The organism is Acinetobacter defluvii, from assembly GCF_001704615.3.
In the GTDB taxonomy this organism is placed as follows: Bacteria; Pseudomonadota; Gammaproteobacteria; order Pseudomonadales; family Moraxellaceae; genus Acinetobacter; species Acinetobacter defluvii.
Window position 1 is genome coordinate 180,698 of record NZ_CP029397.2, and the last position, 15,080, is coordinate 195,777.

A 15,080-nucleotide genomic window follows, 5' to 3' on the forward strand; every position below is an offset into this window, starting at 1 on the left:
TTCAAAATTTAATTTTCAAATTAAAAGGAATACAACCATGGCACATCAACTTGAACAAATGGCGTATGTCGGAGAAACCCCTTGGCATGGACTAGGGAATCAACTCACCCAAAACCAACCGATAGAAGTCTGGGCACAACAAGCAGGTATGGACTGGCGCATTGAATCATCCAATGTCAGTTATATGGCACAGAATGAGCGAGGGCAAAGCATCATCATGCCCTATGAAGAACAACGAGTTTTATATCGCTCTGATACTCATGCACCACTATCAGTGGTTAGTCAACGCTTTCAGGAAGTTCAACCACGAGAAATTTTAGAATTCTATCGAGACCTCACTGAGCAATCAGGTTTTGAACTAGAAACAGCAGGCGTACTCAAAGGTGGAAAGAAATTCTGGGCATTGGCACGGACTGGACAAACCTCGATGTTAAAAGGAAAAGATGTCAGTAATGGCTATATGCTCTTGGCAACAGCATGTGACGGAACCCTTGCCACCACCGCACAATTTACCTCGATCCGAGTGGTGTGTAACAACACTTTAGCGATTGCCTTAAAAGGACAGAACAGCAGTTCAGGTGTGGTCAAAGTTCCACACAGTACTAAATTTGATGCAGATAAGGTCAAACAGCAACTCGGCATTTCAGTACATGCATGGGATGAACATATGTATGAAATGAAACAACTAACACAGCGTAAGGTTAGTCAGATGGAAGCCTCAGCTTATTTTGATGCTGTATTCAATAACAGCACTATGAACAATGTATTAGATCAGGAGGATAACATCATTCAATTCTACCGTGATGTAGCCTCACAAGCCCAAGCCAATGGCAAGGAAAAAGCTGAACCTAATGCCAAGGCGATGACAAAAGCAATGGACATGTTTAATGGTCAGGGACGTGGTGCAGAGTTGAGTTCTGCTAAAGGAACAGCCTATGGATTACTGTGTTCAATTACAGAATTTATTGATCATGAACGACGTGCCATGAGTACAGATCATCGACTCGATTCAGCTTGGTTTGGTGCAGGAGCAGCGATCAAGCAACGTGGACTCGAACAGGCTTTGCGTATGGTGTCATAGCGTAGAAATTTGAGTTTCTTGCAATGGAAAGTTAGACCTATCTATTTATATTTTAAATATAAATCTACATTTCAAAATAATTAAACCACATCTTCGGGTGTGGTTTTTTTATGCCCTTTATTTGCCATGACCCATATAAAAATGAGGAAGCAAGCTATGAATACAGCAATATTAAACCCATCCATTCAACAAGCAAGTACACCCTTTATTGCCCCAAAATTGTTTACAGCAAAACGCTTGGTCAATACCAAAAACATGACTCAATCTGAATGGCTTGAAGTCAGACGACAAGGTATTGGAAGTAGTGATTGTGCAGCAGCCTGTGGATTGAATCCCTATATGTCGATGCTCGAACTTTGGATGATCAAGACAGGGCGAGTCAGACAATCGATTGAAGATGAAAGTTCAGGTATCGCTCCACTTTATTGGGGCAAGCAGCTAGAGCCATTGGTGGCTGAGTACTACAGCATGCATACCAATAACAAGGTACGCAGAATCAATGCAGTGCTTCAGCATCCAGATCCTGATAAGCATTTTATGCTTGCCAATTTGGATTACTCCGTTGTGGGTAGTGATGAAGTCCAAATTCTGGAATGCAAAACAGCAGGAGAGTACGGCGCAAAACTTTGGCGAGATGGTGTGCCTTTATATGTCTTGTGTCAGGTACAACATCAATTGGCAGTGACAGGCAAACGAGCAGCACATGTTTGTGTGCTGATTTGTGGGCATGAAACCAAAATATTCAAAGTGACGCGCTCCGAATCCGTGATCAAACATATCATCAATGCGGAACGTTACTTCTGGGATTGTGTGGAAAAAGATATGCCACCTGATGCAGATGCCAGTGAGTCGGCAGCCAAAGCCATACAGCAGCTTTATCCACAACATATTCCGTTGACTGTTGAAGACTTGAGTCATAACGAACAAGCCAATCAATTGTTTGCTCAACTGATTCAAGAAAAGCATCACATTGAGCAGCATCAAAATAACTTTGATGAAACTAAGCATCAAATCCAGATGTTGATGAAGGATGCTGAACGAGCAACCTTTGCCACTGGTTCAGTGACGTGGAAGAAATCCAAAGACTCAATCGGCTTAGACAGCAAAGCCTTACTCAAACTTCACCCAGAAATGCTTGAACAGTTTCCGCAAAACAAAGCAGGGACACGACGTTTTCAGATCTATACCGATGACTGAATCCATCACGTCGATATTTCCAATCTTCAAAAAAGCGCAAAAAACCACCCCCGACCTACCGACTCCCGAAGGAGCGGTAGGCCAACAATGGCGGTCTTTGCATTTCATCTGATCTTTAAACGGTTTTGTATTTGCTTACATAACAAAGGGTCAACAGTAAAATTTTATTTAGAGGAAAAATATCATGATTAAAGGTTTAGCGATTACACCACCGATCCTTGGACGTATCAGTATTGGTAAAGTCGTTGAAAAGAACGGTAAACGACTGCCTGAAAAGGACGACCAATTTACCATTACCAGTCAAATTCAAAGCAAGGAAGGGTGGATTAAGCATCCGCTTGATGAGCAATTACGCAGTAAAGCACCAAATCAAAAACTCCGAACCATTCCAGTACGGATGATCTTCAATGATCCTGACCTAAATCTAAGGGCTGAGTACAGCTTATTTGATCGACAAACAGGACGGCCTATCTGTGTAGGGAATGGTGAAACCTGTCAGAGACTCACCAATCAAGGTGTAGAACAACATCCATGTCCATCGCCTGATTTATGTCCTTTAGCTCAAGGAGGCAACTGTAAGCCTTATGGGCGTTTGCATGTGAACTTAGATGAATCGGATGAACTCGGTACATTTATTTTTAGAACCACTGGCTTTAACAGCATTCGGACTTTGGCAGCACGACTGAGTTACTACCACGCTGCATCGAATGGCTTGCTTTCATGCCTACCACTGCAAATTATACTACGAGGCAAGTCCACCACACAAAGCTATCGTACGCCTGTGTACTATGTGGATTTAACATTGAAAGATGGGGTTAATCTGCAACAAGCTATTCAAATGGCGCAAGAGATTGACCAGCAAAGTAAACAAGCAGGTTTTAATCAAACGGCGTTAGATCAGACTGCAAGGCAGGGTTTTGCCAATGCACAGTTTGAAGTCAATGCAGAGGAGGGCTTGGATTTAGTAGAGGAGTTTTATATGGATGAAAATCAAGAGACTAATATTGAACAAGCGCAGCCTTTAACAATGACGAGAGCTAAAGTAAAAGATAAGTCGAATCATGAGGATGGATTTGTGCAGGATATACAGAAAGGATTGCAGGGGAGTGTGAGGGCAATTAACTGATGTGTCTTGAGTACGATAAAAATATTCATATTAACTTCAATAGAATATAAGGGGGGATTACTCCCCTTATGCAAAGTCATAACTTTCGAAATTTAATAAGTCTTTTAGTTCCTCATATTTTTTAGTATCAAGCAACTTGTTTTCAGTCAGGAAAATAGTATTCGCTTGCTCTTTATAAGTTTTAATTTCCTCTCGATTCATTGCGCAGATGAAGAGCTGAGCGGAATTAGGTGTATGCTGAATAATAAAATTAATAATTTTGGAATAGTTGAAGTCAGCCTGTTCTTGTTGATTTGGAGTATCGATTATGATTGGGGCAAAAACTTCATTTTCTGCATTATGAATTTGTTTTAAAACAGCATAGTAGTATGCTAAAAGACCACGAGTACTTTCAGCTGCTCCACCATTCCCATGCATTTTACTATAATCACTAGATGAGGATATATTAGAAAGGTTTACCGCTGTAGCATCAAGTTTTTCAATATAACTGCTTAAACTTAATTTGAAATTTGAATTTAGTTTATCTTTTTCTTCTTTTGTTAATAATTTGGTTTGCTCTTTTTTAGAGGAGCGAATTTCGCTGTCGTATTTTTTTATTTGGATATGACTATCTTCAATTGTTTTTTGAACTCTATTATGTATTGTACTGGTAGCAATTTCTTCGAGGATATTTGGTTTATTGGGTTGAGAAATTTCATTTGTAGAAAGTGAGCTATCATATTTTTCATGAATTAACTGAATTTGAGTTTCAATTTCTTTTAAAGTTCCATTATTTTTCATTAAATTTCTATTAAGTACGCCAAGTTTATTTTTAATAGTTTCGATTTGACGTTCAGCTTCAACTTTATCGGCTAGAATAGATGCCCTATTAACTAACGAGTTATCGTGTTTTGTGCCGCAAATTGGGCAAGAAATGTTCTCGAACTCTATGTTTTCAACAGAAAATTGGTAATCTTTTTCAAGTTCTTGAGAAGCAATTAAAGCTAAATCTAGTTGATTTTGGAAGTAGATTTTATCAGCATTTAATTCACTTATTTTTTTGAAAAAATCTTCTTGTTGTTGCTGTAATGCTTTAAGATCTTCATTTACTGTTTGATATAGATCTTCTAGCTGGCTAGATGTTAATGCAATAACTTTAGGGCTAGTTGGTAGGTATTCAGTAATAACATTAATGCTAGTTTCAATAGTCCTAACTTTTTCTTCAACAGATTTTTTTTCAAATTGGTTTTTAGAAATTTCTTCAAGAATTCTAAAGTACTCGGAGTTTATATAACCTGTGTGATATTTAATCACCATGGGCTTCCAATTACGATATTGCTGAAGATTAGTAAAGCCGCTCCATGTTTGAGTCCAGCTTGATTCTTGATCAATGTAGAAAGGAAGAAAGTAGTATGCTGGAGGAGGTATTTCAAGTTTTGTTGTATCTTTTTTGTTCGGTAGTAAAACTTTAAAGCCAACAATTTCAGCAAATAATTTTGAATATGCACCAGTGATCTTTTCAAATTTTTGCCAACCTTTACTTGGTTGTTTTATAAAAATAATATCATTATATCGACCAACTGCATATTCACTATTACCGATATTAAAAACTAATAAGGATCTTATATCGAAAGACTTCCATGTGGGATCATGATGGGTTGAGCAACCTAAAGTCCAAAGGAGTAGTTTAGCAAGAGTGGATTTGCCAATACTATTATCATCCCCTGTAATCAAATTAAATTTTGGGTGGAAGTTGAACTGATTTGCGGACTTTTGGGAATTTGACACGATTGTCAGTTGTTTGAACGATAAGTTTATTATGTTGTCCAATTCTTAGGTTCCTGATCAAAAGTTTGAAATTTTCGTTATTTGGCTTAGTGTTCTTCATTTTTACAAATCAACTCATAAAAAAGCCCAGCTTTGATTACATTATCATGACTTGATGTAATCTTGTCATTTTTAAGCAGTTGTTCCATTGTTTTGTCTATGAAAGTTTCTAATCCTTCATCCTCATAAACTGAATAATTGATATTTACAATATTTTTCATTATTTCATGGTCTTGGAGTACTACAAGGTTCCTTTGTAAGGAAGAGGAATGATAACGATGAAATTCTTTTCTAATTTTTGCTTTTTCATGGTGTTTGAAATTTAGCTCATTAAGGATTTCAGTAAGCTCATTCTCGCGAACTTGAAGGTCATTGCTTTGTGTAAATTGAGAAATGGTGTTCTCGACGGTGATGCCTGTTAAGCCTTTTTTTTGGATTAGATCATCCCAGAGTTTATAGTCATATGTAACAGCACCTTTAATGCGTAATTCATCCATTAATAAGCGATAGATAGATTCGGCGTTATGATTTGCTCCAGCCTTAATTTTGTTAACTAAACTTGTGATTTGCCCAATTGTGTATTGTTGAAATCCTTTTGCTGGTAAAGTTGGGGTAATAAATGAAAGTGTATCAGGTACGTTTTTATCGCCGATTTCTGTATCAATAGCAACTTGAATGTCATTAATACATTCTTCATGTAAATCACCGATTTTGATGACCTCAAGGTTTAAAGGTTCACCATTAAGTTGAAGTGAGAATCCACAAGTTGCCACTAAATTTAAACTGATTAATTTATCGCGATAGGGTTTATCTTTAATACCTAATAACATTTTTCCTAATACTGAATTAGGGTCTTTTTTTGTACGTTTAGTTAGACTCTTATTTGTATATTTTGAGGAAGATTTATTTTTAACTTGATTGAATTCAAATTGCACTTTAGATCCATCTATTGATGAACAATAAACAACATCTTCATGCAGTTCGATAAAAACAACATAGTCAGTTGAATTTGAATGCTCATCTAAAACTCGACCTAAAGCCCAATGATATTGATATTCGTATTTCCCATAAGTGCTAGCACCTGCTGTTTCTCGTTGAACAACAGCTAAAGGGTTTGCGGTTTTTATAGTTTTAATTTCTGCCAAAATAAATTTTCCTCTACTCTATAAGTGCGGAAAGCATTAGTATATTGATATATTTAAATTATCTTACAAAATTTTCAAATATTTTGCTTGTAAATTAGTCAAATATTTTCTCTTCTTAAATGTTAGAATATTTGCAAATTTGTGTTAAGAACCTTGTCATTTTATATGAAAACCGAACAGACCTTACCCACTGAAAAAATCACAGCGAATAGTGAGCAACTGACTGTTTTAAAAAACAACTTTCCTCAATGCTTTGATAAACAGGGTAAATTTCTTGTTTCAAAATTGCAGGAAATTTTGCAAGCTGATGGGGTAGATGTTAGCCGTGAAAGCTATAGTCTAAATTGGTTAGGCAAGTCTTATGCACGTGTTTTAGCTAATGAACCGATCAGAACTATGCTGTCGGAAGATATTGAGCATAATCAACAAGAACAAAATAAAAACAGTCATAACTTATTGATTCAGGGCGATAACCTTGAGGTGTTAAAGCATCTGAAAGGGGCTTATAGTGAAAAGATTAAAATGATTTACATTGACCCCCCATATTTATATATACCAATGATTAAAATGTAAACTTTAATAGATAACTATTTGATATTGTAAAATACAATAAAAAATTAAGAGTAAAAATAATAATTGAATAAATTTGGTAATGATATACCATGTAATTATGTAAATTTTGTAGTCATAACAATGAAACTCATCAGGACTAAATTCGAGTCAGGTGAACGCTACTCACTGTTGGTAGATGACAAAGGAATGCCTATTTGGTATCCAACACTTTTTGCTACGAGCAAACTCAGGAATTCCGCAAAAGCACCAAATACAATAGAAGCACATCTAAATGCCATAAAGTTGCTAATAGAATGGAGTCATTCATCAAATATTGTTCTAGAAGAAATTTTCTCAGCGAAGCAGTTTCTAACAACTGAGCAAATAGAACACCTTTGTATCTATCTGAAAGAGAAAAAAGATAAACAAATCTATGAAGACTTTAAAAGACCCAAGATACAAAGGAAAGAACTGCATAGAGCCAAAATTCGAAATGAAGAATCAGTTTCTAGCTCAACCGCTTATATAAGAATATCTTATGTTGCTAAGTATATAGATTGGCTTGCAAAACAAGTTATAAGTGAGCGAAATCAAATCATAAACAGTGATATATCACACAGTATTTCACGTATGGTAAGAAGCTTGAAAGCTAGGAGACCAACAAGATCAATTTCTTCTCGAAATCCTAAAAAAGGATTAGCAGACAATCAAAGAGAAATAGTGCTAAGAATTATTAATCCAAATAGCATAGATTTACCTTTCTCCACGGAGACAAAAGAGCGTGATAGCCTAATATTTGAAATCTTGTATAAGACAGGAATACGGCTAGGAGAGCTTTTATCAATAAAAATTTCAGACTTTAATTTTCAAAACAACACACTGCATATACATAGACGTCACGATGATGTTTATGATCCAAGGTTAAAACAGCCAGTTGCTAAAACTTTTGATAGATTGTTGCCTATTAGCAGAAAGCTAGCAGAACGAACACATGACTATATACTTAGAGAAAGGTCTCAAGTAGTTGGAGCTAATAAGCATGACTTTCTGTTCGTTACTTACAAGTCTGGGCCATATTATGGAAAACCATTATCATCAAGTGGGCTTTATAAAATCATAAATCAGGTTCGTGAAAGTATTGATGATCTGTCCGATTTAACACCACATATATTTCGCCACACTTGGAATGATATGTTCTCAGAGAAAGTGGATGAGCAAGGTATATCTGAAGCGGAAGAAGAAAAGCTAAGATCTAATCTCATGGGGTGGGCAGAAGGTTCTGGTACCTCAAAGACTTATACCCAAAGACATATAGAGAAAAAGGCACATCAGGTAAGTATATTATTACAAAAGGAAATTGATGATGGAATCAATAAAAATAAGTAGTAATGCTTCCTCCTTATCCATTCACAATACAGAAAAGCTGCTATCTAGGAATGGGTATGAATTTAACTATCATGATGAACGTTGGGTTGTATCTAAGGTTTGTGCAGTAAACTTTAATTGGATTTATTCTGTACTCGAATTTAAGTTTCATGAAAACTATAAGAGAGTTTTATTGCATTATGTTCAGAATAATTCTGCTGGGTACGCTAAAGCCATAAATCACTATACAAAATTATTTTTTCAGTTTTGTGCGAATGCTGACGGAAGATTAATATCTTTAGTTTCAGGTCGGCATGTTATTAATTACTATTCTTCGCTCGCTCCTAATAAAAAACATAATATAGCCCAAGTGCTAACTTTTCTGAAGAAATGGCATGAATTTGGTTATGAGGGCATAAATACCGATGTCCTTGAGGTAATCAAAGAGTTACGAGTTAAAAATGCTGAAAAAGGTAAGGCCGTTAGACTACTTTGCCCATATGAAGGTCCTTTGTCTGATTTGGAGTATGAAGGACTATACAGTGGGTTATCTAAAGAATTTGAAGAAGGCAAGATTAGTCTGAAAGAGATGGTGATTGCCAAACTATTTTTAGCAACTGGTAGGCGTCCAATCCAGATAGCAAATTTGAAAGTTAAAGATTTTGTAGGTGTTACCGTTATTGATGGAAATAAGTTTGACTTATTAAGGGTACCAAAAGTAAAGCAAAGAGATATTTGGCGAAAAAAATTTAGTGATTACGCTTTGTCTCCCGATTTGGGGCATCTGCTTAGAACATACATATGCGATTTAGAAGTTAAAGCTAAATCTCTCATACCTATATCAAACTTTGATTTAGATATGCTGCCTCTTTTCCCTTCTTGGGAAAAAATAGACATTCATATTAAAGAAAATGGTTGTTCTAGTATGAATGAATATCTTGAAACAGATTTATTTCATGCAACTGCGGATCATTTAAGGGACATACTAAATAAAGTAGTATCACATATAGGGCTTGTTTCAGAAAGAACTGGGGAACCTATAAAAATCTTTCCACTTAGGCTTCGTAGAACTTTGGCCTCAAGGGCTGCAAGAGAGGGCTATGGTTTACTCATAATAGCCAGACTACTCGATCATGCTGACACTCAAAGTGCTCATATCTATACTGAGAATACACCAGAGCATCTGACTAGCCTTGATAAGGCGTTGGCAATGCAATTAGCACCTATAGCACAAGCCTTCGCTGGAACGCTTGTAATCCATGAAAAATATGCTAATCGTGGCAATGAAATATCTAGCAGGATAATGAATAGGGATACTGGTGAAGGTGTAGGAACTTGTGGAACTCATAGTTTTTGCTCAGCGTTGGCCCCTATTGCATGTTATACATGCTATCACTTTCAGCCATGGCTGGATGGCCCACATGAAGCTATTCTTGAAAGTTTAATAGCAAAAAGAAAAGAAATACTTGCAAGAACTCAGGATAAAACGATTGCCTCCGTTAATGATAGAACAATATTTGCTGTAAGCCAGGTTGTAGAATTGTGTAATGAAAGGAAATTGGCTTTAAAAAATTGCAACAGTGGGGTGAGTGATGAGTAATATTTTAATATTCACCCCTCAAAACAAAGCAAAATCAAGTAAAAATATGTCCGATTTTATTAGGTTTTGTAGGCATGAGCTTACCTTATTCTCACCAAACTTTTCTTGGGAGAATAATCACTGGGCTGATGCATCCATCTTTTTTGGTAATTGGGATGTTTCAACGAATAAAAAAGATTCTCCAAGTGTACTAAAACAGCCGTTGCTAGATTTCGCCAAATCTTATGTTCGTTATACATTTAGTTTTAAGAAGCAACACAAAGCACGATATGAAGGGACTATATTTAAATGCTTGGAGAAAGCTTTTATGGAATCCAGCTTGTCTTCAGATATATCACTTCTGACACCTGCGATACTTGATCGGGCTGCTGAGCTAGCCCGAGAGCGTTATACGCCGAGTAGTTGCTATCATATTGGTAGGAATTTACAGAAGTTGGTAGAGTTTCTTAACGAGAAAAAACTAATTCCAAATCATATTGAATGGACTAATCCCAATCCTAGAGCTGCTGATACCGTAAGGACGGGGTTAAAGGCTGAAAAAATAAGACAGAAAAAACTACCGACGCAAATAGCATTAAATGCTTTAGCGGAAGTGTTTGCCAATAACCCAAGCGTACCTAGTGATATATTTACGACATCTACTTGTGCATTGATGTTATGCGTGCCTTCGCGTGTAAGTGAAGTGTTATCTTTACACGTAAACTGTGAAGTACATGAAACTAAACGTGATGGCACAAAAGCCTATGGTATTAGGTTTATGCCAGGGAAAGGAGCACCTCCTCAAATTAAATGGGTGCCTACTGCTATGGTTAGTCTGGCTCAAGAGGCTATTAGACGGATTCGTTCTATAACAGAAGAAGCAAGGCAAATATCTAAATGGTATGAAGAAAATCCAAATAAATTTTATAGACATAGCGAGTGCCCTAATGTTAGTGACGATGAGTACTTAACAGTTAAGCAAAAGATTCAAGCTATCGGTGTTTTTGATAATAAGATTATGAATATGAAGGAAGCTACTTTATCTATTATTCAAGAAGAGATAATGAAAAAGCAGCCCAAAGATTTTCCATTCTTTGATAAAAGTAGAAACATTAAATTCTCAGAAGCATTATTTTGTTTTCAAAAAAATCAGCTTGCACCTTCGGGTGAGCGTCATATTTCTAAAGTTCATGTATATAGGGTCAATAGTAATACTTTAATCTCACGGATTTCTGAAAATGGTTCAATGGCTAGGAGCTTCTTTGAGCGTCATGGGTATAAAAATGAAGATGGTACACCTGTACGCTTAAAGTCGCATGCGCTACGACACTTACTTAACACGATGGCTCAAAGAGGCGGTATGAGCCAAATTGATATTGCTAGATGGTCTGGTCGAGTCGAAGTAAAACAAAACCGTGTTTATGATCATATGTCAGAATTTGAGATTGTTGACATGATACGAAGTAGAGATAGCGACCTGATAGTGGATAGTCCTTTGGAGGAGCTAAGGCAAAAAATTTCTGAAAAACTTCCTATTGATCGAAAAGCTTTCAATATTCTAGCTATACCTACTGCCCATATCACTGAAATTGGCTACTGTATCCATGACTACACAATGTCTCCATGCCAAAAGTTTCTTGACTGTTTGAATTGTACTGAGCAGGTATGTATCAAAGGTGATAAGCGCCTTGAAAATATTCAGATAATTTATGAACACAATAAAGCCTTGTTAGAAAAGATGGATATTAATATTTCTGAAGGCATAGCTGGCGTAGATAGGTGGTATGAGCATACAAAAATGACACTACAAAGAGCGGAACAATTACTTTGCATCCTAAAAGACTCAGGAGTACCCAATGGCTCTGTGATTAAGCTTCATAACTCTCAGGAGTACAGTCCTATAAAAAGAGCAATAGATGCTCGAGCACGTAAAGCTGAAAACAATGAAGCTGTTCTTGATAAAGCACGTTTATTAATAGAGGATTAATAGTGGGAAAAAAATCACGCCATCTAACTGATAATGATATTGAGCGCATTATAGAGCTACTTGATGGATGGGATGGTAGTTTGACTTGGGAGGCTCTCTGTGAAGCTTGTGTTGGAGCTATAGGTTTTAAGCCTACTAGACAAACCTTACATAAGTTTAGTCGAGTTGCTGGAGCTTACAAACTAGCTAAAGAGCGACATAAAAATGATGTCAAGGATTTAAAGATTCCAACAACTCTTGCAGTTGCAGCTCAGCGTATCGCACGTTTGACCCGTGAGGTTGAGCGATTAGAGAGAGAAAATGCTGCCTTATTAGAACAGTTTGTTGTTTGGCAGTACAACGCTTATAAACATGGGATATCTCGTGAAAATCTAAATAAAGGCCTATTACAAATTGATCGACAACAGACAGATTAATTTCTTTTTTGACATAGAAAATTATATGTTAAATGTACGACAATATATGTCGCATATTTAAAATTCGATAGTTTAAATAACTTATTGTTTCCTTAAACTAATTATTAGCTTTAATACGGTCATCTATACAAATGAATATCGTTCAAATCGAAGAAAATGTTAAACAGCTCATCCATAAAATTGCGCAAGATGAGCTAAAGAAACAAGACTTTATCTATGAGTTACTTTTAGCTTATGGACATCGTAGTCAATCTATTGGACGAGTGCGTAATGGTGAGCGTAATTTAGCGGAAGATAAAGAAAACACCGTTTTTTGGAAGCGCCAAATATACTTCAAAATTGCAAAACAGCATGATTTGCATGGTTTGATTGATCAAATGAAGAATGAAAAGCGAACGGAAAGCAATAAGATTCGCTTCTTGATCGTAACTGACTTCAAAACTCTATTAGCAGTAGATACTAAAACACAAGATACATTGGATGTTCCTTTTGGTGATTTAGCTAAAAAATTTGATTTCTTCTTACCATGGGCTGGGATGGAGAAAGCTGTATATCAAGGTGAAAACCCTGCGGATGTTAAGGCTGCTGAAAAACTAGCAAAGCTATTTGACGAAATTAAAGCCGATAATTTCAATGAAGACGACTTAAACAATAAAGAGAACTTACATCACCTTAATATTTTCTTATCTCGACTGCTATTTTGTTACTTTGCTGAAGATACAGAGATTTTTAAGGACAAACAGTTTACTTCGGCAATATCCAAGAGTAATGAAGATGGATCAGATTTATCGGCTTTAATAGGACGTTTGTTTAAAGTATTAAACCAATCATCTGAAGATCGTGAAGCAGATTTACCTGACTACTTAGCAGATTTTCCGTATGTAAATGGCGGTTTATTTAAAGATGATATTCAAGTTCCAAAATTTACTCGTAAATCACGTAGAATTTTGATTGAGTGTGGTGCAGAACTGGATTGGTCCGATATCAACCCTGATATTTTTGGTTCTATGTTCCAAGCGGTTGTTCATACTGAACAGCGTAGCACGATGGGACAACATTACACTTCTGTTCCCAATATTATGAAGGTAATTGAGCCTTTATTCTTAAATGACTTGTATGAAGAATTAGAGAAAAACCAAGACAGCATTAATAAGCTATTAAAATTACAGCAACGTTTAGGTCAACTTAAAATTTTTGACCCTGCCTGCGGTTCAGGTAACTTCCTTATTATTGCGTATAAAGAGCTTCGTAAATTTGAAATGGAGCTTTTAAAACGTATTCAAGAATTAGAACTAGAAAAAACAGGTCAACTTTCAAAACCATTTTCAGTAATTCAGGTTTCTCAATTTTATGGGATAGAAATTGATGATTTTGCGCATGAAATAGCGATTTTGTCATTATGGTTAGCTGAACATCAGATGAATATAATGTTTAAAGATGAGTTTGGGGCATTCCTTCCTTCCTTGCCTTTAAAACAAGCTGGTCAAATTATTCAAGGAAACTCTTTAGCTAAAAATTGGATCAATGTCTGTGGTGATGATGGTGAAATTTATATCCTAGGTAATCCACCATACTTAGGTGCTCGTCTTCAAACTACAGCACAAAAAAATGATGTTAAATCACTTTTTGGATCATTAAAAGGTAGTAACAATCTTGATTATATTAGTTGCTGGTTTAAAAAAGGTGTAGAGATGATCTCTGCCTCTAAGGCGAAACTAGCGTTTGTTACTACGAATTCAATAACTCAAGGTGAACAAGTATCTGTTTTATGGCCTAAGCTTTTACAAAATAGTATAGAAATATCTTTTGCCTATACTTCATTTAAGTGGTCGAACAATGCAAGAAGTAATGCTGGGGTTACAGTAGCTATCATTGGCATGGCTTCATCAGAAAATATAAAAAATAAATATTTAATTTCAGATGAAGTTATTGAAACTGTTGATCATATAAATCCTTATTTAATTAACCTACCAAATATATTCATTGAAAAAAAGAGCAAACCTATTTCAAACATACCTAAAATGTCATTTGGCAGTATGGCGAATGATGGGGGAAATTTATTCTTAACGAATGAAGAAAAAACACTAATTCAAGAACAAATCCCTCAAGCAATGAAATATATTAAAAAAGTTCTTGGTTCCGTTGAGTTTATTCGAGGAATTGATCGCTACTGTATCTGGACGGATCAATTAGGGTATGAGGAACTAAATAAAATTCCATTCTTCAACACTAGATTTGAATCCGTAAAACAACATCGACTCTCTAGTGATCGTGAGGCTACTCAAGAATTAGCTAATACTCCTTATGCATTTGCTGAAAATAGATATAGATACAGTTCAGCAATTATTATGCCTAGAGTTTCCTCGGAAAGACGAGAATATATACCTATCGGTTTTTTAGGTGAAGAAAATATTATTTCAGACTCCGCTTTAGCAATCTATGATGCTGAGCCTTGGTTGTTTTCAATTTTAACTTCTCGAATGCATATGCAATGGGTGAAAATTGTTGGAGGACGATTAAAAACAGATTATCGATATTCTGCTTCTATTGTTTATAACACATTCCCAGTGCCTAAAATTGATGCTCAAATGAAAGAAAAGTTAACTTTAACTGCTATTAATATTTTAGCTATCAGAGAAAATTATAGTCATTTAACATTGGCAGACTTATACGATCCAGATCTAATGCCAAATGACTTGAAAGAAGCTCATGAAGAAAATGATATACAAGTCGAGAAACTGTATAAAGCTAGCCCGTTTAAATCAAATGAAGACCGATTACGTATCTTATTCTTAAACTATATTAAAATGACAAAATAAGTGAACT

The 15,080-nt window shown here is 35.9% G+C and carries 11 protein-coding genes; 9 read left to right on the forward strand and 2 right to left on the reverse strand.

From position 1 onward, the window contains the following. Positions 1–37 precede the first annotated feature (37 nt). From DJ533_RS03240 to DJ533_RS03250, 3 genes are all read left to right on the forward strand, one after another. Complete coding sequence (locus DJ533_RS03240; RefSeq protein ID WP_017400752.1) at positions 38–1,081, forward strand: DUF932 domain-containing protein; 1,044 nt, start codon at positions 38–40, stop codon at positions 1,079–1,081. Between the two features lie 156 nt (positions 1,082–1,237). Beyond that, positions 1,238–2,278 (forward strand): YqaJ viral recombinase family nuclease, encoded by a 1,041-nt coding sequence (locus DJ533_RS03245; RefSeq protein WP_065993184.1) that lies wholly within the window; start codon positions 1,238–1,240, stop codon positions 2,276–2,278. A 184-nt stretch (positions 2,279–2,462) separates the two neighbouring features. Continuing rightward, positions 2,463–3,404: a recombination directionality factor gene (locus tag DJ533_RS03250; RefSeq protein ID WP_065993186.1), complete on the forward strand. Its 942-nt coding sequence runs from the start codon at positions 2,463–2,465 to the stop codon at positions 3,402–3,404. 66 nt (positions 3,405–3,470) lie between these two features. On the opposite strand, the gene DJ533_RS03255 is transcribed toward DJ533_RS03250, so the two are convergent. Then, positions 3,471–5,171, reverse strand: coding sequence for a synaptonemal complex protein 1 (locus DJ533_RS03255; protein WP_228716506.1), 1,701 nt, complete (start codon positions 5,169–5,171; stop codon positions 3,471–3,473). Between the two features lie 86 nt (positions 5,172–5,257). Further along, a complete protein-coding gene (locus DJ533_RS03260; protein WP_171488527.1) occupies positions 5,258–6,355 on the reverse strand; it encodes a DUF4297 domain-containing protein in 1,098 nt (365 codons plus the stop codon). 165 nt (positions 6,356–6,520) lie between these two features. Here DJ533_RS03260 and DJ533_RS03265 point away from each other — a divergent pair, with 165 nt between their 5' ends. From DJ533_RS03265 to DJ533_RS03290, 6 genes are all read left to right on the forward strand, one after another. After that, the gene (locus tag DJ533_RS03265) at positions 6,521–6,928 is read left to right on the forward strand and encodes a hypothetical protein (protein WP_065993193.1); all 408 of its coding nucleotides are present in this window, start codon (positions 6,521–6,523) and stop codon (positions 6,926–6,928) included. 63 nt (positions 6,929–6,991) lie between these two features. Next, on the forward strand, positions 6,992–8,293 hold the full coding sequence (locus tag DJ533_RS03270) for a tyrosine-type recombinase/integrase (RefSeq protein WP_228716507.1): 1,302 nt from the start codon (positions 6,992–6,994) through the stop codon (positions 8,291–8,293). Beyond that, on the forward strand, positions 8,271–9,872 hold the full coding sequence (locus DJ533_RS03275) for a site-specific integrase (RefSeq protein WP_065993196.1): 1,602 nt from the start codon (positions 8,271–8,273) through the stop codon (positions 9,870–9,872). The genes DJ533_RS03270 and DJ533_RS03275 overlap by 23 nt, the downstream gene beginning before the upstream one ends. Then, entirely contained in the window at positions 9,865–11,838 is a 1,974-nt protein-coding gene (locus DJ533_RS03280) for a hypothetical protein (RefSeq protein WP_065993197.1), read from the forward strand. The genes DJ533_RS03275 and DJ533_RS03280 overlap by 8 nt, the downstream gene beginning before the upstream one ends. A gap of 2 nt (positions 11,839–11,840) precedes the next feature. Next, the gene (locus tag DJ533_RS03285) at positions 11,841–12,254 is read left to right on the forward strand and encodes a hypothetical protein (protein ID WP_065993199.1); all 414 of its coding nucleotides are present in this window, start codon (positions 11,841–11,843) and stop codon (positions 12,252–12,254) included. Between the two features lie 131 nt (positions 12,255–12,385). Next, the gene (locus tag DJ533_RS03290) at positions 12,386–15,073 is read left to right on the forward strand and encodes a class I SAM-dependent DNA methyltransferase (protein ID WP_065993201.1); all 2,688 of its coding nucleotides are present in this window, start codon (positions 12,386–12,388) and stop codon (positions 15,071–15,073) included. Positions 15,074–15,080: the final 7 nt, after the last annotated feature.